The sequence below is a fragment of the Pseudomonas sp. Pseusp11 genome (assembly GCF_047304405.1).
Classification (GTDB): Bacteria; Pseudomonadota; Gammaproteobacteria; order Pseudomonadales; family Pseudomonadaceae; genus Aquipseudomonas.
This window is the reverse complement of record NZ_JBGLZF010000010.1, coordinates 29,340-50,302: the sequence shown is the minus strand read 5'-3', so window position 1 is coordinate 50,302 and position 20,963 is coordinate 29,340. Positions and strand designations below refer to the sequence as shown.

At 62.0% G+C, this 20,963-nt stretch carries 20 protein-coding genes; 3 read left to right on the top strand and 17 right to left on the bottom strand.

All coding sequences use genetic code 11. The features are described from left to right. Positions 1-66: 66 nt before the first annotated feature. The 16 genes from ACCC96_RS10550 to ACCC96_RS10475 all read right to left on the bottom strand — a co-directional run bounded on the left by ACCC96_RS10550 (position 67) and on the right by ACCC96_RS10475 (position 16,626). Entirely contained in the window at positions 67-1,647 is a 1,581-nt protein-coding gene (locus ACCC96_RS10550; RefSeq protein WP_413695762.1) for an aldehyde dehydrogenase (NADP(+)), read from the bottom strand. Between the two features lie 204 nt (positions 1,648-1,851). Next, positions 1,852-3,249, bottom strand: a complete 1,398-nt coding sequence (gene abaF / locus ACCC96_RS10545) for a fosfomycin efflux MFS transporter AbaF (protein WP_413695761.1) — start codon at positions 3,247-3,249, stop codon at positions 1,852-1,854. 71 nt (positions 3,250-3,320) lie between these two features. Further along, entirely contained in the window at positions 3,321-4,238 is a 918-nt protein-coding gene (locus tag ACCC96_RS10540; RefSeq protein ID WP_018928306.1) for a dihydrodipicolinate synthase family protein, read from the bottom strand. Positions 4,239-4,563: 325 nt separating this feature from the next. Next, a complete protein-coding gene (locus tag ACCC96_RS10535) occupies positions 4,564-5,592 on the bottom strand; it encodes a trans-3-hydroxy-L-proline dehydratase (RefSeq protein WP_413695760.1) in 1,029 nt (342 codons plus the stop codon). 25 nt (positions 5,593-5,617) lie between these two features. Then, positions 5,618-6,340, bottom strand: coding sequence for an amino acid ABC transporter ATP-binding protein (locus tag ACCC96_RS10530; protein ID WP_019581950.1), 723 nt, complete (start codon positions 6,338-6,340; stop codon positions 5,618-5,620). Beyond that, a complete protein-coding gene (locus tag ACCC96_RS10525; RefSeq protein WP_205890706.1) occupies positions 6,333-6,983 on the bottom strand; it encodes an amino acid ABC transporter permease in 651 nt (216 codons plus the stop codon). Before ACCC96_RS10525 ends, ACCC96_RS10530 begins: the two co-directional genes overlap by 8 nt. Positions 6,984-6,993: 10 nt before the next feature. Next, positions 6,994-7,659 carry an amino acid ABC transporter permease gene (locus ACCC96_RS10520; protein ID WP_413695759.1) on the bottom strand — a complete coding sequence of 222 codons (666 nt, stop codon included), beginning with the start codon at positions 7,657-7,659 and terminating at the stop codon, positions 6,994-6,996. Beyond that, positions 7,652-9,430, bottom strand: a complete 1,779-nt coding sequence (locus tag ACCC96_RS10515; RefSeq protein ID WP_413695758.1) for an aconitase X — start codon at positions 9,428-9,430, stop codon at positions 7,652-7,654. The genes ACCC96_RS10520 and ACCC96_RS10515 overlap by 8 nt, the downstream gene beginning before the upstream one ends. Before the next feature lie 10 nt (positions 9,431-9,440). Beyond that, a complete protein-coding gene (locus ACCC96_RS10510) occupies positions 9,441-10,259 on the bottom strand; it encodes a transporter substrate-binding domain-containing protein (protein ID WP_019581953.1) in 819 nt (272 codons plus the stop codon). 426 nt (positions 10,260-10,685) lie between these two features. Continuing rightward, a complete protein-coding gene (locus ACCC96_RS10505; protein WP_413695757.1) occupies positions 10,686-11,045 on the bottom strand; it encodes a DUF6124 family protein in 360 nt (119 codons plus the stop codon). A gap of 450 nt (positions 11,046-11,495) precedes the next feature. Further along, positions 11,496-12,245, bottom strand: coding sequence for an AraC family transcriptional regulator (locus tag ACCC96_RS10500; RefSeq protein WP_105347244.1), 750 nt, complete (start codon positions 12,243-12,245; stop codon positions 11,496-11,498). Positions 12,246-12,316: 71 nt separating this feature from the next. Continuing rightward, complete coding sequence (locus ACCC96_RS10495; protein ID WP_413695818.1) at positions 12,317-13,570, bottom strand: FAD-dependent oxidoreductase; 1,254 nt, start codon at positions 13,568-13,570, stop codon at positions 12,317-12,319. Continuing rightward, positions 13,567-13,803, bottom strand: a complete 237-nt coding sequence (locus ACCC96_RS10490) for a (2Fe-2S)-binding protein (protein ID WP_008074690.1) — start codon at positions 13,801-13,803, stop codon at positions 13,567-13,569. Before ACCC96_RS10490 ends, ACCC96_RS10495 begins: the two co-directional genes overlap by 4 nt. Next, the gene (locus ACCC96_RS10485; RefSeq protein WP_413695756.1) at positions 13,796-14,911 is read right to left on the bottom strand and encodes an NAD(P)/FAD-dependent oxidoreductase; all 1,116 of its coding nucleotides are present in this window, start codon (positions 14,909-14,911) and stop codon (positions 13,796-13,798) included. The genes ACCC96_RS10490 and ACCC96_RS10485 overlap by 8 nt, the downstream gene beginning before the upstream one ends. Continuing rightward, positions 14,908-15,840, bottom strand: coding sequence for a 4-hydroxyproline epimerase (locus ACCC96_RS10480; RefSeq protein WP_019649542.1), 933 nt, complete (start codon positions 15,838-15,840; stop codon positions 14,908-14,910). The genes ACCC96_RS10485 and ACCC96_RS10480 overlap by 4 nt, the downstream gene beginning before the upstream one ends. Before the next feature lie 114 nt (positions 15,841-15,954). After that, positions 15,955-16,626, bottom strand: coding sequence for a GntR family transcriptional regulator (locus ACCC96_RS10475; RefSeq protein ID WP_007935506.1), 672 nt, complete (start codon positions 16,624-16,626; stop codon positions 15,955-15,957). Positions 16,627-16,775: 149 nt separating this feature from the next. On the opposite strand from ACCC96_RS10475, the gene ACCC96_RS10470 reads away from it, so the two are divergent. After that, positions 16,776-17,123, top strand: a complete 348-nt coding sequence (locus ACCC96_RS10470) for a hypothetical protein (protein WP_019581959.1) — start codon at positions 16,776-16,778, stop codon at positions 17,121-17,123. Positions 17,124-17,232: 109 nt separating this feature from the next. Here ACCC96_RS10470 and ACCC96_RS10465 read toward each other — a convergent pair whose 3' ends face one another. Next, the gene (locus ACCC96_RS10465; protein WP_413695755.1) at positions 17,233-19,356 is read right to left on the bottom strand and encodes a TonB-dependent receptor; all 2,124 of its coding nucleotides are present in this window, start codon (positions 19,354-19,356) and stop codon (positions 17,233-17,235) included. 189 nt (positions 19,357-19,545) lie between these two features. Between ACCC96_RS10465 and ACCC96_RS10460 the strand changes: the two genes are divergently transcribed. Both ACCC96_RS10460 and ACCC96_RS10455 read left to right on the top strand, forming a co-directional pair. Beyond that, positions 19,546-19,908, top strand: a complete 363-nt coding sequence (locus tag ACCC96_RS10460) for a metalloregulator ArsR/SmtB family transcription factor (protein WP_019581961.1) — start codon at positions 19,546-19,548, stop codon at positions 19,906-19,908. 47 nt (positions 19,909-19,955) lie between these two features. Further along, positions 19,956-20,960: an ArsJ-associated glyceraldehyde-3-phosphate dehydrogenase gene (locus ACCC96_RS10455; RefSeq protein ID WP_413695754.1), complete on the top strand. Its 1,005-nt coding sequence runs from the start codon at positions 19,956-19,958 to the stop codon at positions 20,958-20,960. Positions 20,961-20,963 lie beyond the last annotated feature (3 nt).

The following is a 20,963-nucleotide window of genomic DNA, read 5'->3' as shown; positions in this document are numbered from 1 at the left end:
TGTTTTTACGACTGCTACGCAGCCGAACGGGGGCAAGCCCCCTCGCCACACAGGAGCGTTGTGTTGTCAGACCGGTTCGCGGTGGCTGGCGCCATCAACCAGGCGGGCAATACCCAGCGGGTTGGCGTTTTTCAGGGCGTCGGGCAGCAAGGCATCCGGGCAGTTCTGGTAGCACACCGGGCGCAGGAAACGCTCGATGGCCAGGCTGCCGACCGACGTGCCGCGGGCGTCGGAGGTCGCCGGGTAAGGACCGCCATGCACCATCGCATCGCACACTTCAACGCCGGTGGGGTAGCCATTGAACAGCACCCGGCCGGCCTTTTGTTCCAGCAGCACCAGCAGGTCCGCATGTTCCAGCAGGTCCTGCGTTTCGCCGATCAGGGTGGTGGTGAGTTGCCCGTGCAGACTGTGCAGTGCCTGTTGCAGCTGCGCCTTGTCGGCCACTTCGACGACGAGGGTGGTCGGGCCGAACACTTCTTCCTGCAACAGCGGATCACCCTTGAGCAGCAGGCTGACGTCGGCCTTGAACAGTTGCGGCCGGGCTTGATTGCCGTGCTGGTCCTGGCCTGCCAGATGGCTTATCCCTGGATGGTCGACTAACGCCTGCACACCTTTTTCGTAGCTGGCGAGGGTGCCGGCGTTGAGCATGGTTTGCGCCGGTTGTTCGGCCATCAAGGCGCTGAGCCGCGCGGTGAACGCGCTGAACTGCGGTGAGCGGATACCGATCACCAATCCCGGATTGGTACAGAACTGACCGCACCCCTGAACCACCGACGCCACCAGTTCACCGGCGATTTTTTCGCCCCGTGCGCGCAGGGCTTCAGGCAATACCAGCACTGGGTTGATGCTGCTCATTTCGGCGAATACGGGAATCGGTTGTGGTCGTGCGGCGGCCATGTCACAGAGGGCGCGACCGCCTTTCAGCGAGCCGGTGAAACCGACGGCCTGGATTGCCGGATGCTTGACCAGCGCTTCACCGACGCCCGCACCGTAGATCATGTTGAACACGCCTTCAGGCATGTCGGTTTGCTCGGCGGCGCGGATGATTGCGTCGGCCACGCACTCGGCGGTCGCCATGTGTCCGCTGTGGGCCTTGAACACCACCGGGCAACCGGCGGCCAGGGCGGCGGCGGTGTCCCCGCCAGCGGTGGAAAAGGCCAGCGGGAAGTTACTGGCGCCGAACACGGCCACCGGGCCGACGCCGATCCGGTATTGGCGCAAGTCGACCCGTGGCAGAGGCTGACGTTCGGGCAACGCGCGGTCGATGCGCGCACCATAGAAATCTCCCCGGCGCAGCACCTGGGCGAACAGGCGCATCTGGCCGCTGGTACGGCTGCGTTCGCCCTGGATGCGTCCGGTTGGCAGGGCGGTTTCGCGGGTGACCAGGGCGACGAATTCGTCATCGAGGGCATCCAGTTGCGCGGCGATGGCTTCGAGAAACTCCGCACGGCGCGTCGCTGGCAGATTGCGAAAGGTCGGGTAAGCGGCAGCGGCGGCCTGGGCGGCGGCATGCACTTCCTCGGCGGTGGCTTGCATGAACGAGTAGGGCAGTGCTGCGCCGGTGCTGGCGTCATGGCTCTGCATCGCGATGTGGCCAGCGGCGCTGCGGGCACCGCCGATGTAGTTGTGGCCGATGATCTCGGGCATGGAAAACTCCTGTCGAAAAAGGTGAGGCAGGACCCTTGCAGGTCAATCAAGGTGCTGAGTCGTGCGCTGTCTTGTGGCGAGCGAGCTTGCTCGCGTTGGGCTGCGTAGCGGCCCCAAAATAGTGGCAACCGTTGCCTCTTTTGCGAGTGCTGCGCACTCAAGCGGGAGCAAGCTCCCTCGCCACAGGGTCTGCAGGTACAAGGTTCAAGCCAGCGAATCACCCCGGCGCGCAGCGGCCGGCACGGTGTTGTCCAGAGCAGCAATGCGCGCAGCGGATTCGGCATCCACCAGGTGCAAAGACTTGCCACGGGTTTCCCGGGTCAGGCCGACGGCCACGATGGAGATCAGCGCGGCGCCCACCAGGTACCAGGCGATCGGTGTCGAGCTGTGATACTTGTTGAGCAGGGTGATGGCGATCAGCGGCGCGAGGGATCCGGCGAAGATCGGCGCCACCTGGTAGCACAGCGAAAGGGCGGTGTAGCGCACGTGGGTCGGGAACATTTCGGCCATCAGCGCCGAGTAGGGCGCATAGGTCATCGACTCGATGGCCAGGCCCAGGGTGATGGCGCCGATGATCAGCCAGTTGTTGCCGGTGTCCATCATCGGGAAGCCGATGAAGCCCCAGAACGCAGTGAGCACCGCGCCGATCAGGTACACCGGTTTGCGCCCCACGATATCCGACAGATAGCCCATCAACGGGATCAGGAAAAAGTGCAGCAGGTGCGCGCCGAACATCAGCAACAGAATCTCTGAAGTGTCCTTGTGCACCACCAGTTTCAGGTAGGTGATCGAAAAGGTGACCACGGTGTAATAGAGGATGTTCTCGGCAAACCGCGCGCCGATCCCCACCAGCACCGCGCGCCAGTGATGACGCAGCACTTCCACCACGCCCAGTTGTTGTTGCTTGGTCTGCGCTTGCCGGGCCTGGGCCTCCTTGAAAATCGGCGCGTCATCGACGCTGGTGCGAATCCAGTAGCCGATCAGCACCACCACCGCCGAGAACCAGAACGCCACGCGCCAGCCCCAGGCGAGGAATTGTTGTTCCGACAGGTTTGACGACAACAGCAGCAGGGCGACGGTCGCCACCAGGTTGCCGGCCGGCACCCCGGCTTGCGGCCAACTGGCCCAGAAGCCCCGGCGATTGTCCGGGCAGTGCTCGGACACCAGCAGAATCGCGCCACCCCATTCGCCACCGAAGGCAAAGCCCTGGATCAGCCGCAGCAGCACCAATAACACCGGCGCGGCATAGCCGATGCTGTCGAAGCCGGGCAGGCAACCCATCAGGAACGTGGTGATGCCAACCACCACCAGGCTCAGTTGCAGCAGGCGCTTGCGGCCGAACTTGTCACCGTAGTGACCGAACACCAGACCGCCCAACGGACGGGCGAGGAAGCCGACGGCGTACAGGGCGAAGGCGGCGATAATGCCGTCGATCGGACTGTCGGTCTGACGGAAGAACAGCTGGCCGAAGACCAATGCCGAGGCGGTGCCATAGAGAAAGAATTCATACCACTCGGCGACAGTGCCGGCCATGGCGGCGGCCACCACGCGTTTGAGTCCCGAGGGTGTGGTTGCGCTGGACGTGCTGTGAGGATGGGACATGCTGACGTTTCCTGTAGAGGCGCGAAAACAGGTAGCCGGGCCGGACCCGCAAGGGTCCGCCCGGCAATCACTCAGAGACCGACGTCCGGCAACTCCGGACGGTTGGCCATGGCCTTGGCCATGATCTGCTCGACGAACTCCCGATCGGCTTGCGGCAGTGCCAGGCGTGGCGGACGGGTCAGGGCGCTGCCGCGACCGGCGATGGCTTCGCAGAGTTTGATGCACTGCACCAGGTCGGCACGGGCATCGAGGTGCAGGATCGGCATCAGCCATTCGTAGATCGGCATGGCTTCGGCAAAGCGACCGGCCTTGGCCAGGCGGAAGATGGTCTCGCCTTCTTTCGGGAATACGTTCGACATGCCCGAGACCCAGCCTTCGGCCCCCACCGCGATGCTTTCCAGCACCACGTCATCGAGACCTGCGAACAGCACGAAACGGTCGCCGACTTCGTTGCGCACGTCGATGAAACGACGGGTATCGCCGGAGGAATCCTTGAAGCACACCACGTTGTCGCAGTCGGCCAGGGAAATCAGGATGTCCGGGGTGACGTCGTTTTTGTAGATCGGCGGGTTGTTGTAAACCATCAACGGTACGTCGGCGTTCTTCGCCACGTAGCGGTAATGCTCGGCGGTCTCGAACGGCTTGGAGCCGTAGACCAGCGCCGGCATCAGCATCACGCCGTCGACACCGACCCTGCGCACCGCGTTGGCCACCTTGGCCGCTTGCACGCTGGTGAATTCGGCCACACCGCAAATCACTGGCACGCGACCGCGAGAGGCGTCGACCGCAACTTCGGTCACGGCGATTTTTTCTTCGGCGGTCAATGAGGTGTTTTCCCCCACCGAACCACACACCACCAGGCCCGATACGCCGTCACGGATCACGTTGGAAATCACCTGGTGGGTTTTTTCCAGGTTGATGGAGAAGTCATCGTTGAATTGAGTGGTCACCGCGGGGAAGACGCCACTCCAGTTAATGCGCTTGCTCATTGTTGCCTCCGGTTCGTTTTTGTATTTCGTATACGATATTTTAAATGCCGATACTCGGCCAGTGGTTTTTTCAATCAATCAGGGTTTTTTGCTACTGGTGAAATCCCTGTGGCGAGGGAGCATGTGTGGTGAGGCAGCTTTTGTGGCGAGGGAGCTTGCTCCCGTTCGGCTGCGCAGCAGTCGTGAAACCAGACCACCGATTGTTTCAGACAAACCGCGATTACAGCATTGGGGCTGCTGCGCAACCCAGCGGGAGCAAGCTCCCTCGCCACAAAAGCTGCTTAGCCACAAAAACTCTCCTCTCCACACAAGCTCCGGTTCAGTGTCAGGCACCCGGCCAGGTGTCTGACAGGCGATAGCCCTGTGGCCAGGGATCGCTCGGGTCGAGCAGTAATTGGTGGGTGCCGGTGATCCAGGCCCGGCCGGAAATGCACGGGTAGATCGCCGGGCGGCCGGCCACTTCGGTCATCGAATCGATGCGGCAATGGAATTCGGAACCGAGGATCGAACGGCCGATAAAGCGCTCGCCCACCTGCATCAATCCCTTGGCCTGCAACACCGCCATACGCGCCGAACAGCCAGTGCCGGTGGGGGAGCGGTCGATCTTGCCGGGTTGAATCACCACTGCGTTGGCCCCGGTGGCGATGCCGTTTTCAACGACGATGGGCGCGGCAATCTGGCAGAAGGAAATATGCGACCACTCGGAGTTCAGCGGATGGACGAAGCCCAGCTGTTCGTTGGCTGCGCGAGTGATTTTCAACCCGACCTCGACCAGTTCAGCGGCCTCGTCAGGGCGGATGGCAAAGCCCAGGCGTTTGGCGTCGGCGATGACAAAACTGTCGCCGCCGTACGCAGTGTCGACCTGCAACGAGCCGAGGCCTTCGACTTCGATCCAGGCGTCGAGGCGGTCAGCGAAGGAGGGCACGTTCTTGATTTCCACCCGTTCGACCTTGCCGTCACGGCAGTCGGCTACGGCCTCGATCAACCCGCCGGGCGCTTCGAGCACCAGCCGGGTTTGCGGTTCGGTCATCGGCAGGATGCCGCTGTCGAGCAGCACCGTGGCGACGCACAGCGAATTGGAACCGGACATCGGTGGCGTGTCCGCCGGCTCCATGATGATCCACGCCATTTGCGCCCGAGGGTCCTTGGCCGGCACCAGCAGATTGACGTGGCGGAACACGCCACCACGGGGTTCGTTGAGGACGAAATTGCGCAGGGTTTCATCCTTGGCGATCCAGCGCGATTGTTCCCACACGGTGGCGCCCGGTGGTGGGGCGACACCGCCGACGATCACATCGCCGACTTCGCCTTCGGCGTGGCAGCTGACCACATGAATGACTTTCGATGAACGCATGGCTTACTCCTTTTATCGCCGGTCGTTATTTCACTGATTTGAGAAACGCCGCTGTTTCAGCATGCACCGGATTACCGATCACCTGATCCGGCGAGCCGATCTCGTGCACCAGGCCATTGCGAAAGAACGCCACGCGGTCGGACACGTCGCGGGCAAAGCGGATTTCGTGGGTCACCAGCACCATGGTCATGCCGTCTTCGGCGAGCATGCGCATGGTGTCCAGCACCTCGCCGACCAATTGCGGGTCGAGGGCCGAGGTGGCTTCGTCGAACAGCATGTAGTCCGGCGACATGGCCAGGGCGCGGGCGATGGCCATGCGTTGCTGCTGGCCTCCGGACAACTTGCCGGGGAAGGTCTTGAGCTTGTCGCCAAGGCCCACGTGGGTCAGTTGCTGCACCGCCAGCTCTTCAGCTTCGGCCTTGCTTTTACCCAAGACCTTGCGCGGCGCCAGCATCACGTTTTCCAGCACGGTCAGGTGCGGGAAGGCATTCCATTGCTGGAACACGATGCCGATTTTCTGCCGCAGGCGGTTGAGGTCGGTGGCGCTGTGATGGACCTCGACGCCATCGACGCGAATGTTGCCTTTCTGGATCGGCTCCAGGCCGTTGATGCACATCAGCAGGGTCGATTTGCCGGAGCCCGAGCCGCCGATGATCGACACCACTTCGCCCTTGTCCACCGTCAGGCTGACACCCTTGACCACGGCCAGATCGCCGAAGGATTTATGTACGTTGTCGATCTCAATCATTTTCTTGCCACCTTCTTTCCAGACGAGCACCCAGGCGTGCGACCACCAGGCTCATGACGTAATAGATAAGGCCCGCGACGCACAGCACCAGCAACGGTTCCTGAATGCGGGTGACGATGGTTTGCGAGGCGCGCAGCAGTTCGACGATGCCGATCCACATCACCAGCGCGGTGTCTTTCATCACCCCGAGCACCAGGTTCAGCCAGCCGGGGAAGGCCACGCGGGTGGCCATCGGCAGGACGATCCAGCGCAGGTCCTGCAAAAAACTCAGGCCCAGCGAACGACTGGCCCGACGCAGGGTGAACGGCACCGACAGCACGCCGCTGCGCACGATCTCGGTGAAGTACGCGGCGGTGTAGACCCCCAGCACAATGCAGCCGACGCTGAAGGCGCTGAGGTTCAAACCGACAATGCTTTTGAGCGAGTTGAACAGCACGAACTGGATCAGCAGCGGCACGCTGCGAAACACGTCCAGCACCCAGGCCAGAGGCAGGCTGGCGCGTGGCAACAGTGCCCGCAGCAGGCCAAACAACAGCCCGGCGACGGAGCCGAGGATGATCGACCAGAACGTCAGTTGCAGGGTGACCCAGGCGCCATCGAGCAGGAACAGCAGGTCATTCCAGGAAAAACTGGTGGAAAACATGGTCAAGCCCTCAGTAACGGAACAACCGCCAGGCCATCAGCCGGGCTGACGCGACGATCGCCTTGGCAATCAGGTAATACAGCGCGGCGGCGATAGCGAAGTATTCGAAGGTGCGGAACGTTTTGACGTTGTAGTCCTGGGTCACCCCGGTCAGGTCATTGTTCAGCCCGACGATCACCCCCAGCGACGTCATCAGCACCGCCCAGACCATTTGATTAGTCAGCGGGTAGAAAACGATCCGCAACAGCTGCGGGACGATGATCATGCGGTAAGCCTGGAAGGCACTCATGCCCAGCGAACGTGCGGCGCGCACTTGAGTGTCGGGGACGGCCTTGAGGCCGCCGCGAAAGTTCTCCGCCAGATACCCCGCATTGTTGAAGGTGATCCCGGCGAGCAGGGCGAACCATGAGCTGACGTGCAGGCCTAGCGAGCCGAGGCCGAAGTAGAGGACGTAGATCTGAAACAGCGATGGGGTGTTGCGCGCGATCGATACCCAGCCGCTGCCGATGCCGCGCAGCAGCGGGGTTTTGCTTTCGCGCATCACCGTCAGGGCCAGGGCGATCAGCACGCCGAAGATCATCGACAACGCGGCGGTCTCGAAAGTGACCCAGGCACCGGCGAGCATGTCCGGCAGGGCGCGCAGGGTGGCGCGCCATTGGAAGGTGTAATCAAACATGCGCGAGCGTCTCCAGAGGGGTGGCAATGTTCAGCCAGGCCGGCAGACGACCGCTGGCCGTGGCACTGCAAGCGGTATCGACACATTCAGCCAGGCTGGCGAAATGCACCTTGCGACCCACCAGGCCGGGTGCGTAATGGGCGTATTTGCCGGAGTTGGTCATCAAGGTTGTTGCGCCCGGCGGGATCACCGGTTCGCCGAGCATGCACCAGCAGGTATCGGTCACCAGGGTGGCGCCGAAGGCTTCGATCACGGCGATATGCCCGGCTTCGCGAGCCTGCTCCAGCACGGCGCGGCCGCAGGTAATGGCGAGGACCACGTCAGGGTGTTTGTGCCGACCGAGGCACAGTCGCGCCAGGTGAGCGAACTCGCTGAGGGAGAAATGCGGGTTACCCAGCGAGACCACATCCACCCGGCTGTCGCGGGCACTGTTGAGTTCGCGCCAGCTGACTAACAGATCGTTCAGGCGGATTGTTTCCACGGGGATGGACACCTCCATTTCCAGCACCTGTTCCGGGTCGATAGCCTCCGGGGTGATCCCGGCGATATGGAATAACGGGGCGGCGGAAGTGGTGGCAAACGCCGCGCCGAACGCCTTGAGGTCGTCCAGGCTCGGCTTGCGGTTTTCCAACCCGCGCACCAGTGGAATCCGGCTGCCCGCCAGCGCGCCGATGTGGTAACCGAGCAACGGGTAGAAGGCATCGTCCAGTTCCCCCAGGGCGGGCACCTCGACCTGCAGTCGGGCCTTGCGTTGGGCGTCCAGGTGGCAGCCGATCAACGGGGCGCGGCCGGTCAGGGCGATGCAGATATCCAGGTAGTCCGGGTACTTCAGGGTGCGTGCACCCAGCACGCTGTTGGCGTAGACCACCGCGTTGGATTCGGCCCAGACGATCTGCTCGCCCGCCTTCGGCGCACTGTCGAGCAGGTAGGGCGCGCAGGTGAAACTGAGTTGCGCACCCATCGCCATATAGACATCGCCCAAGGCGCTGGCCGGTTCGCCGAGCGCCGGGTCGATGCCCAATTCGCGCCAGCGGCGCTGGTCCACGGAAATTGAATTGAGGGTGGTGGGCACCCGCACGTTGGCGCCCCATTGCACCAGTTGTTCGGCAAAGCGCAGGCTCGCAGGTCCGGTGTAGATGCAGCCGTCGATATGTGCCTGGGTGACATCCACCAGGCGGCGGGCACCTTGCAGCTCGGCCATGCGCAGGACGATCTGCATGGCCACTTGCGCAGCCTTGCCATGCTGGCCGTCGAGCAGCGCCCGATCGTGTTCGGTGAGTTCGATCGGGGCGCTTGGGTCTTGCGTTTGCAATGTGCTGTCGAGTGCCTGCCAGGCATCGCCCGGCAGGTGTTCGAACACGGTTACCGAGGCTCCGTCGACCCGAGCGAAGGCCTTGCCGCGCAACGCGGCGAAGGCCTCCCGGCCGATGCACAGCACCGGCAGGGAACGCTCGAAAATCGTCTGCGCCACGAGCACGCCCAAGGTCAGGATCTCATCGGGTTCGGCCAGCACCAATGCAGCCGGTGCGTGGCCGTTGCTGATCAGTTCCATCAACACGCTGCTGCCGGTGCACGAGCCGCGACCGCTGGGAATGGCCAGCACGCGGCCGGCCAGGTGTTCGCCGCTGAGCGGGTGGTGACGGTCAATGATCTCACCGCTAAACGGATCGACCCCGCCCCAGAAACTCAACCCGATATCGGCGAACAGCAGGGCGCCCTCGGCGGCGCCCGCGACCAGGCTGCGACCGGTCAGAGAAGTGGGCCTAGGCATGCCGGACACCTCAGTAGTAGACCTGTGGCACGGTCAGGTTGGTCGGAGGGATTTCAGTGCCGACCCATTTGACGAACAGCTCTTTGTAACGACCGGTGCGTACCTGTTGGTTGACGAACAGGTTGAGGTAGTTGAGCAGGCCATACTCGTTACGCTTGGCGCCGAGGGAGACGTAGTCGATCACGTACGGCGCGTTACCGGCGACTTTCAGGTTTTTGTATTTGCCCGATTTGAGGGTGGCGGCGGCCACGGTGTTGGTGACCACGGTGGCGTCGATATGGCCTTGGGCGACGGCCAGCAGGGTGTCGTTCTGCGACTGATAGGCGCGGAAGGTGCCGGTGCCCCAGTTCTTCACGTCTTTCTCTAGCGCGATGGCCTCATAGGTGCCGCTGGTGTTACCCACGGGTTTGCCCTTGAGGTCATCGAAGCTGTTGATGCCGGTGTCGTCGCGGGTCAGCACCACCATCTGGAAGGCGAAGTAGGGCACGGTGAGGCCGACGGTCTTGGCCCGTTCGAGGGTGTCGGAAGTGGAGGCGACGATCACATCGGCCCGCCCGGAGACCAGCGCCGGAATACGGTCCGGGAATGGCGTCTCGACCACTTCGGCCTCGACCCCGAGGATTTTCGCCAGGTCACGGCAGTAGTCCACGTCGAAACCGGCCGGGTTGTTACCGGCATCGCGGAAACCCATGGGCGGGAAGTCCAGGGTCACGGCGCAGCGCAGCTTGCCTGAACCGATGATGTCGTCGAGCTTGTCGGCCTGGGCGGTGGCAATGAAGGAGGTACTGAGAACAGCGCTGAGGGCTACGGCAAATGCGGGGTTTTTCATAGAGGCCTCGTTGATGTGAAGTACTGTTGGATATCGTATTGGGGATTTCGTATACGATATTAAATATAGCAATCAACGTGCCCGTTTCCAGGCCGAGGCGTGAATTAATCGTCAGGCCTTGAAGTAGAGGTGTTGCGGTGCGTCAGGGGGATGTTGTGAGGGGCGAGGTCCGCGATGGCGGGTGTTACAGATGGGAGCAATGGTTGTGCGGGGCGCCCCTTTAGGGAACATCGGCGCCCTGCGATCACCCCGTGCTCTGACACACCCATGTGGCGAGGGAGCTTGCTCCCGCTGGGTTGCGAAGCAGCCCCAAATCCAGCAACCGCATTTTTCTGGCACACCGCATATGCCGGTTTTGCGACTGCTGCGCAGCCGAGCGGGAGCAAGCTCCCTCGCCACAGATGCCCAATCACTTCAGATCCAGTGTCAGTCTTGTGGATCGAAATTATCCAGCACCCGGTTCACCGCCAGCTCCCCGAGCATGACCACCGATTGAATCCCCAGCATCATGTTGCGATGAGGCATGTCCATCAACCCGGCGAACTCAGTGAGCATCATGCTGGCTGACGCCAGGGATTCGCAGGCATTGACCAGCAGGGTTTCGTTATCGACCTTCTCACCCACATGGTAAATGGTGCTGGGTTTGCGCTTGGTGTCTTTGGGGATGGGTGGTTTGAGGTAGTGGTCCAGGGCGCGGTCGGCGGCTGCGTGGAGTTTTTTCGAATCGAGGGATTCGTAGGGGGAAACGTCGTCGGTTTCCGGAGGATTTGGCGTTGGTTTGAACATGTGAAGCTCCTTGATGAGTGGAGCTACCGCCGTTCGCGGTCAAACGAACAAGGTGGCAGCTGTACGCGGGTTGACCGACCGGACATCAAGGAATCCGGCACACCGAAGGTGTCCCACGCACAGCCACCGCGACACGATATATCAGGCAATGCCTGAAAAGGTCTTGGACGCTGGCGCGCCTTGATTTATTCGGACGGTCAAATCCGATCGCTGATTCGTCAGCGACCCGGAAACGATAGAGCCCGGCATCAAGGCGCACAAGCCGGCGGATTCTGGCGTAGTCGTAGGCAGAGGCGCAAGGATGTGTAGCCTGGGTGAGTATCTGGAAGTGTCGTTTAAACATCACCGTTTAAGATCAAAAGATCGCAGCCTTCGGCAGCTCCTACAAGGGTTCACCATTCCTCTGTAGGAGCTGCCGAAGGCTGCGATCTTTTGATCTTTCCTGCTGGCCTAACGCTGTGTGTCCCGATACTGGCTCGGTGACAGACCGGTCAATGCACGAAACTGCCGGCTAAACGCACTGTGATCGGTGTAACCGCAGCGCAGGGCGATCTCGGTGATCGGCAGGTCGCTGTGCAGCAACAGCCGAGAACCTTCTTCCAGGCGCGCCTTGTTGATCATCTGCCGTGGGGTGAGCTGGAACACCCGTTTGCAGTGACGCTCCAGTTGCGCCACGGAATAACCGGCGATTGCGGTCAATTCAGCGAGGCTGACGGGGCGGGCGAAGTGGCTGCGGATGTGCGCATCCACCGCGGCGAGTTTCTGGAATGCGGGGTGATTGGACTGTGGCGATTGCAGGTCGCGGGAGATCCCGGCCAGGCCCACGATGTGACCCTGTTCATCCTTCAAGGCGAGTTTGTGGGTCAGGCACCAGATCGGCTGGTTGCCGTAATACAGGTGCAGCTCCAGTTGGTCAGCCAGTTCGCGGCCGCTGGACAGCACCCGCCGATCCTGTTCGGTGTACAGCGGGCCGAAGCGTTCCGGGAAGACCATTTCAGCGGTGAGCCCCAGCAGATCCTCGCGATGTTTGAAACCGCAACGCCGGGCCAGGGTCTGGTTGACGAAGGCGTAGCGGGCTTCGCGGTCCTTGATGAAAAAAACCACATCCGCCAGGGTGTCGAGCAGCGGCGCAATCGGCTGCAGGCTGTTCAACAGCGTGGGCAGGTCGCAGGGTTTGAAGGTGCTGAGCGAGGGGTACATGGCGCTGGGGTCTGAGGGCGACCCCGGGATCATAGAGGCTCGACAGCGCGGCTGAAACCCCCGAGGGGGAATCAGGTTGGCGGGGTGTCGTCCAGGCACATCAAGGTCTCGATTCGGGCCGGGCTGAAGGGCGGGGGGGGCGCCGAGGGTTGCCAGCCAAACAGGTGCTGCGCCGCGCCGCCACACACCCGGCCCTGACAGGCGCCCATGCCGCAGCGACTGGCCAGCTTGGCTTCGCGCCAGTCGGTGTGCCCGGTCAATGCGCCGTAGGGCACGTCTTCGCAGCGGCAGACCAGGGTGTCGGGGCGGGCCAGGGATTTAAGTTGCGGGTCGAGGGCGAAGGCCTGATTCAGTGCCTTGGCGAAACCCTGCCAGCGTGCCCGGCGTGGCCACAACTGGCGGGCGGCTTCAAGGTCACCGACCGCCGCGTGGCCCGCAATGGCACCTTCGACCAACGCCAGTTCACTGCCACCAAACCCGGTGCATTCACCCGCGGCATAATGATCGACGCGACTGGCCTGCCAGGCATCCACGGCCAACGCCTGACCCTCGACGGCGTAACCCAGTGCCTGGCCCAATTGAATGTTCGGGATCAAGCCGAAACCACAGGCCAGCCGATCACAGGCCAGTTCGATGATTTTGCCCTGCTGTTGCAGGCGCACACCTTCCAGCCGGTCAGTGCCAAGGGCGGCCAGCACATGCGTCGCGGTGCGGTAATGGCGGTCGAACAGGCTGAACGATTGCAGGCATTTGCCAGGCCAGCGGGGCAGTTGCGCGGCGAAACCGGCGACGGCGGTGCGCGAGGCTTGCTCGGCGATGCGCTGGATCTGCGCGCCGTGTTTTTTCGCGGTGGCGGCACTGGCCAGTAACAACGGGCCGCTGCCAGCAATTACCACGCGCTCACCCTGCACCGGCAGACCCGCCTTGATCAGCGCCTGCAAGCCACCGGCCCCGGTCACGCCAGGCAACGTCCAGCCGGGGAAGGGCAGCAGCAACTCGCGGGCGCCGGTGCACAGAATCAACCGGTGATAACTGATCAGCCAGCCGTCATCGTCATTTTCGACCAACAGTTGTTTCGGACCGGGACTGGCGATCACCCGAGTGCCGGCGTGGCGGCGGATGTTGCTGCAAGCCTGCAAACGTTCACGCAGGCGACGGGCCTGATCGGGCACATTGGCTTGCGGACCGTCACGCCAGATTTGCCCGCCCGGCAGCGGATTGTCGTCGAGTATGACGATGCGTGCGCCACTGGGGGCGGCGGCAAGAGCAGCGGCCATGCCAGCGGGGCCGGCTCCGATGATCAGCAGATCGGCGTATTCGTTCATGGGCATGTCTGCACCTGCATGCCGTCGCGGCACAGAGTCTGGCAGGCCAGGCGTCGCCGACCGTCGATGGTCACCCGGCATTCCTGGCAAATGCCCATGCCGCACAGCGGTGCGCGGCGTTGGCCACTGACCGAAGTGCGTGTGCATCCGTCGCTGCCCAGCGCCAAGGCTGCGGCGACGCTGGTGCCCTCGGCCACCTTCAAGGCGCGGCCGTCCAGCAGTAATTCAGGCATAGGCGGGTTCTCCGAGGAAACGCTGGGGCAGATAGGGTTGCGCGGCCAGTGGCGGGGTTTCGTTGAACAGCTGCGCCACCAGCAAATCGGCGGTGCCGGGGGCCGTAGTGACGCCCAACCCTTCGTGCCCGACCGCCAGCCACAAACCCTGCTGCTGTGGGTGCTGGCCAACCAGCGGCAGGCCGTCGGGGCTGGCGGCGCGAAAGCCGGTCCAGGCGCGGATGCCGTTGAGCCGGGCCAGCCCAGGCATGTACTCGGCGGCACGCTTGAGCATTTTCGCCAGCATCCAGCCTTCGACCTGCGGGTCGGTGGTGCCGAATTGCCGCGAGGCACCGATGAACAATTGCCCGGTCGGGCGCGGCTGAATATTGCAGGCGGTCGATGGCCCGGTGGCGTTGTGCGCGCTGGTGACGTAACCCAGCTCCACCAGGGTGTGGGTGACGGTGCGGGGGTAGCGGTCGGTAATCAGCAGGTGGCCTTTTTTCGGCTCGATGGGCAATTCCGGGCACAGTTCGTTGGCCTGAATGCCGTTGGCCAACACCACCGCTTCGGCCCGCAACCAGTGGCCGTCATCGAGGCAAACGCGGTGACCATCGACGGCGCTGACCCGCGCCCGATGCTGACGGATGTTCGGTGTGTCGAGCATCCAGCGGGCCGTCGCCGGCGCATACAGAATGCCGTCGCCATTGATGAGCAAGCCGCCTTCCAGATCCTCGCGCAGTTCCGGTTCACGCTGACGCAAGGCGCTGGCACTGACCAGTTCGCACGCCACGCCCTGGGCTTTCAGGTTCAGGTATTTGCTGTGGGCGACTGCCATTTCCTCGGCGTTGGCTGCCAGCCACAGTGTGCCGTTGTTGCGGTAAGCGCAGCCGTCGGGCAGGTCCGGCGCCAGTTCACGCCAGCGTTGCAGGGAATATTGGCTCAGGGCCAATTCGGCCGGGTTGTCATCGAGCACCAGCAGGTGGCCCATGCCCGCCGCCGTCGCACCGTGCAGGCCGGCGTCCAGCACCAGCACCTGCAAGCCACGACGGGCCAGCGCCTGGGCGCAGGCGGCGCCGATGATGCCGGCACCGATCACGATCACATCGGCCACCAGGCCCTCGCTCATGGGCGAATGCCCCAGGCGAACGGGTCATCCTGTTCGATGATCAAACTGGCTTCGGCGCTGATAAAGGCACGGCCACGAATGGTCGGAACGATGCGCTCGCCTTGCCATTCATAAGAACCTTCGAACTCGCTGCCGATGACACTGGCCTGACGCCAGATCTGCCCCGGTTGCAACTTGTCGTCCGCCGCCAGGCACGCCAGTTTGGCACTGGTGCCGGTACCGCACGGTGAGCGGTCATAGGCCTTGCCGGGGCATAGGACAAAGTTGCGACTGTCGGCGTGATCGTCATCGGCGAACAGCTCGATATGATCGATTAGCCCGCCGTCTTCGCCACGAATGCCCTGGGCTTCCAGCGCTTGCTGCACGGCGTAGGTATAAGCGGTCAGCGCGTCGAGGTTGTCGCCGGCGACCCTCAGGCCATGCTCGGCAATCAGGAAAAACCAGTTGCCGCCCCAGGCGATATCGCCGACCACCTGGCCGATGCCCGGCACCTGCAACACCAGCGCCTTGCGGTAACGGTAGGCCGGCACATTGCGCACGCTCACCGAATGGTCTTCGTGCAGGGTCGCCTGCACCGTGCCCACCGGCGTTTCGATGCGGTGCACGCCGGGGCCGATCTTGCCCAAGTGCGCCAACGACGCCACCAGGCCGATGGTGCCGTGGCCGCACATGCCCAGGTAACCGCTGTTGTTGAAGAAAATCACCCCGGCACAGGCGCTCGGGTCTACCGGTGTGCAGAGCAAGGCACCCACCAGCACGTCGCTGCCTCGTGGTTCCAGCACACAGGCCGCGCGCCATTGATCGTGATGGTCGGCCAGCCGCTTGCGCCGTTCAGCCATGCTGCCGGTGCCCAGGTCAGGAAAACCGGCGGTCACCAGGCGGGTCGGTTCGCCGCCGGTGTGGGAGTCGATCACGGTGATGCGTTTCATGGGAGGGCCACGTCCGTTCAGATGAGTGAACGCAAGAGTGGCCTGTGCGGCGGGGTGCCGGCTTGATGGATTTATCCTGTGCCGATGACGAAATCGGCACAGCATCCTGAGCCGTCAGTGGGCGTGGGGCAGGTGTTCGAACAGGGTCTTGCAGACCCCGGCAATGTGTTCGTCCAGCAGCTTCACCGCCAGCTCCACATCGCCGGCACGACAGGCCGCGAGGATCTCACGGTGTTCGTGATCGGCCCGTTCCTTGCCGGCCGACAGGCTCATCTGCATGCGCAGGTAGCGCTCCAGCTTGTCGTTGACCGATCGAATCAGGCTGACCAGAAACGGCCGTTGTGCCGGTTCGTAAAGGCAGGCGTGCAGCTCCCAATTGAGCTCGGCCCAGCGGCCCACGTCGTCCTCGCCGATGAACTCCTGACAGATGCGCTCGGCACGGGCGAAGGTTTCTTCGGTCATGTTGGGAATGGCCAGGCGCAGTATTTTATCTTCCAGCAACATGCGCACTTCGAACATCTGCGCCAGCTCGGCATCGGAAACCCGCGTGACCATCGCCCCGCGATTGCGCTGGAACATCACCAACCCTTCGGCTTCCAGCCGCTTGAGGGCCTCGCGCACCGGAATCTTGCTGACGTTGAACTGGCGGGCAATGTCGTCCTGGCGAATCGGCTCATCTTCGGCGAAATGCCCGGCGACGATCGCGTCGCGCAGATGACGGGTGATGATTTCCGAGGTCGAAGGCGTATTGCCAAGGTCGGGAGCGTTGAGTTTGGGTAGGTTCACGGCGGCGATCGTTTGAAGTGAGATAGCGATAGGGTATACGAAATCCTTTCGCTGATCTTCCTTGGGCCGTATGAACCTCAGGACGTATGCTGTACCCCGGATCGCTTCGCCACGCAGTGCAGGCTCGACCAATCCCGACTTCAAGGAACATGGATGTGAGAAACAAATACGCAGCGGGTCTGTTTTTTTTACTGACGATTGTGGCTGTTCAATGTGCTTATTCCAGCGGTATGGACGAGTCCGTCGAGAACGCCTCACTGCTCAGCAAAATACTGGATGGGAATGACACGATGAACTTGACCCAGGCTAGCGAATACTCAGCCGAGAATCGTTCGGTCAACATCGATGTAGATCACTCTCCGGAGGAGGCCAAAAAACTCTGCTCCGAAATCAGTGCCATCGTTGAGTATCACGACTTGGTTTTTGCCCCAGGCTGGACTGTGCAGATGACCACCCCAAGCACTGATGGTGCAGTTATCGCAGTCTGCCCGCTTTAAAACGAATGCCTGTCAGTAAACTGCGCAAAACGCGTGGGGGCGAGCAGACTCGCTCCCACGGGTATTTTGCTTACCTGACCGGCAAGGGCGTTTGATTTCAGGTGTTCAGTCAGAACCGGTAGTTGGTACTCAACTCCAGGGTCCGTGGCGCTCCGGGGGTGATCAGGTCCACGGAGCCATGGGCCGAGGCGTAATAGTCCTTGTCGAAGACGTTGCGCAAACGCAGGGCCATGTCCCACTTCGGCAGGTTATAGAGCAATGCCGCGTCCACGGTGGTGTAAGCGGGCATGACCACCTGATTGTCCAGGGCGGTGTAGCGGTCATCGACATAGTTCGCGCCCATGCCGACACGCCAGGTGTTGGTCAGCGAGCGCACCAGCCAGAGGTTGGCACTGTGACGCGGGGTCAGGGTCGGTGTCTGGCCTTCGTTGGCGACGCCGTTGGTACGGCTGTTGGACTTGGTGATCTCGGCATCCAGGAAGGCGTAGCCGGCATAGACCTGCCACTTGTCGCTCAACTGCCCGCTGGCGGTCAGTTCCAGGCCGTCGGTGCGCTGCTCGCCCGACAGGACCAGTTTGGTCGGGTTCGCCGGATCGGTGGTTTTCATGTTGGTGCGTTCCAGGCGGAACAGCGCTGCCGTCAACGCCAGGCGATTGTCGAGCAGGTCCCACTTGCCGCCGATTTCGAAGTTAGTGGTTTGCTCCGGTTCAAGGTCCTGGTTGGTGGTGCTCAGGGCGAAGACTTCGGAAGACGGCTGGTAAGAGCGACTCACCGAAATGTAGTAGGACTGGACCTGATCAGGCTGGTAGACCAGGCCTGCACGCGGGCTCCAGGTGTTGTCGGTTCGAGACATGGTGGCGCGGGTCAGGTCATCCGAATATTCCTGGTCGAACACGTCATGGCGCACGCCCAGCAGCGCTTTCCAGTGCGGGGTCAGTTCAATCAGATCCTGGACGTAGAAACCGGCCGTGTCCTGGGTATTGGTGCCCTTGGCGGTTTGCCGATTAGCCTGGAACGGTACGTCGACCAGAGCATCGCGGTACACCGGAACCCGCGCTACGTTGTTCTGGCTGAAGACGGATTGATCCTTGACCTGGCGCCCCAGTTCCACACCATAGAGCAGGTTGTGGTTCATCCCGGCGAGCGTGGCCTGTTGCTTGAGTTCGGTCTGGTTGAACCAGCCGTCTTCCTTGCGCTGCACGTTGCCGCGGTTGAGCTTGACCAGCAATTCGCCGTTGGGGGCAGTGACGAAGCGTGTCGGGCTGGAGTCGGCGAGGGTGTTGTTGCGATCCAGGTCGTAGTGGTAGTAGCGGCTGGTGTTGCTCAGGGTGAAGTCGTCGTTGAGGCGGTAGTCGACGCCCGCCGTGAACGAGAACACTTCGCTGCGAGTGTAATCATCATCCGGGTCGGCGGCACCGAAGCGCTTGTCCCGGTCGACATTGACCGGACGGTTGCCCAGCGCGGGGATGCCGAAGTCGATCAGGCGTTTATCGTAGAGGTACGTGGCGCCCAGATTCAGCTCAAGATCATCGGAGAGCTTGAAGTAGGCCGAAGGTGCAATGGCCTTGCGGTCGATGTAACCGTCATCGCGGAAGGTGTCGCTGTTCTCCAGAGCGCCAGTTACCCGGAAGGCCTTGTCGTTTTGCTGCTGATCGGCCCAGCCCGCGTCGAACTGCGTGCGCTTTTTGCCTTCGCTGTCGAAGCTGACACCCACTTCCTGCTTGGGAGTGAAGTTGGGTTTCTTGCTGATGCTGTTGATCAGGCCACCGGATGAACCGCGGCCATAGAGCACCGCTGCCGGCCCCTTGATCACTTCCACGCGTTCGACGTTAGACAGATCGCGGAAGTACAGCGCGTCGTCGCGGACACCGTCGACGTACATGTCGCCAATCGCACTGAAGCCGCGAATGGTGACCTGATCGCGCTGGCCATCGCCATTGGAAAGACCGATGCCAGGAACGTTTTTCAGCACGTCTTCCATCGATTGCGCGCCCTGGTCCTTGATCACGCTCTGCGGGATCACGTTCACCGTTTGCGGAATGTCGCGCAGCGGGGCATCGATCTTCAGCGCACTGCGGCTGTCGGTCGGCCTGTAGCTTTGTTCGCTGTAATCACTGGTCACAGCGGTGGCAGGCAGGGTGACTGCCGATTGGGTTTCTGCCTGTAAATCGGGGACTGCCAACAGCCCCAGCAGCGAGAGAGAGGCGGGGTAAATGCGCGGTAAAGCCACCATGAGCTCCTTTTTAGCTATGGTGCTAATGATAACGATTACCTTTTGTAAGTAAATAAATATCATTCAGCTATGAAGTCGACACACTGACTGTTGGTGCTTTACCGCACATACGGAAAAACATATATTCGGCCAAGCGCATATAAGCTGATGCTCCGTTGTGACGCATAGCCCAAACCAGCGAGAACCGAAATGTCTGACTCTCTGACGCCGACTACCGTTTTCAAATGCCTGGCTGACGACAACCGCGTGCGCATGATGCTGCTCATCGCCCGTGAGGGTGAGTTATGTGTCTGCGAGCTGACCTGCGCGTTGAACGAGAGCCAGCCGAAAATCTCCAGGCACCTGGCGCAGTTGCGCACCTGCGGATTGCTGGTGGACCGTCGACAAGGCCAGTGGGTTTACTACCGATTGCACCCGACTCTTCCTGACTGGGTGAATCAGATGCTGATCGTGGCGCTTCAAGCCAACACGCACTGGTTGAGCCCCGATGCCAAACGCCTCGAACAAATGGGTGACCGTCCTGAACGGGCAGCCGCCTGCTGTCCGGCTTGATGATTGCCAAAGCACCCTCCCTGACAACCGCTACAGAGCACCTCGACATGACTATCAAAGTGGGCATCAATGGTTTTGGCCGCATCGGTCGTCTCGCCATGCGCGCCGCCTGGCACTGGCCGGAGTTTGAGTTCGTGCAGATCAATGACCCGGCAGGCGACGCGGCGACGCATGCGCACCTGCTGAACTTCGATTCGGTGCATGGTCGCTGGAATGATCAAGCCAGCGCCGAGGGCAACTGTATTGTCATCGACGGCAAGCGCATCAAGGTTTCTGCCAACAAGGCGATTGCCGATACCGATTGGTCGGGCTGCGATCTGGTGATTGAAGCCAGCGGCAAGATGAAGACTGTCGCGGTGCTTCAGGCGTACCTCGACCAGGGCGTCAAGCGCGTGGTGGTCAGCGCTCCGGTGAAAGAAGAGGGCGCGCTGAACATCGTCATGGGCGTCAACCATCAACTGTTCAATCCGGCGGAACATCGCATCGTTACCGCTGCGTCGTGCACCACCAATTGCCTCGCGCCAGTGGTCAAGGTGATCCATGAAGCGCTAGGCATTCGCCACGGCTCGATCACCACCATTCACGACTTGACCAACACCCAAAGCATTCTCGACCAACCCCACAAGGATCTGCGTCGTGCGCGGGCTTCGGGCATGAGCCTGATCCCGACCAGCACCGGTTCGGCCACCGCCATCGCGGAAATTTTCCCGGAGCTGCGCGGGCGTCTGAACGGTCACGCGGTGCGCGTACCGTTGGCCAATGCGTCGCTGACTGATTGTGTGTTCGAGGTCGAGCGCGTCACCACGGTTGACGAAGTGAATCGGTTTCTCAAGGACGCGTCCGAGAACGAACTCAAAGACATCCTCGGCTTCGAGGAGCGTCCGCTGGTGTCCATCGACTACCGCACCGATCCGCGCTCATCGATCATCGATGCGCTATCGACCATGGTCATCAACGGCACCCAGGTCAAAATCTATGCCTGGTACGACAACGAATGGGGTTACGCGAACCGCACCGTCGAATTGGCCAGGATGGTCGGTCTGGCCGTTTAAGGA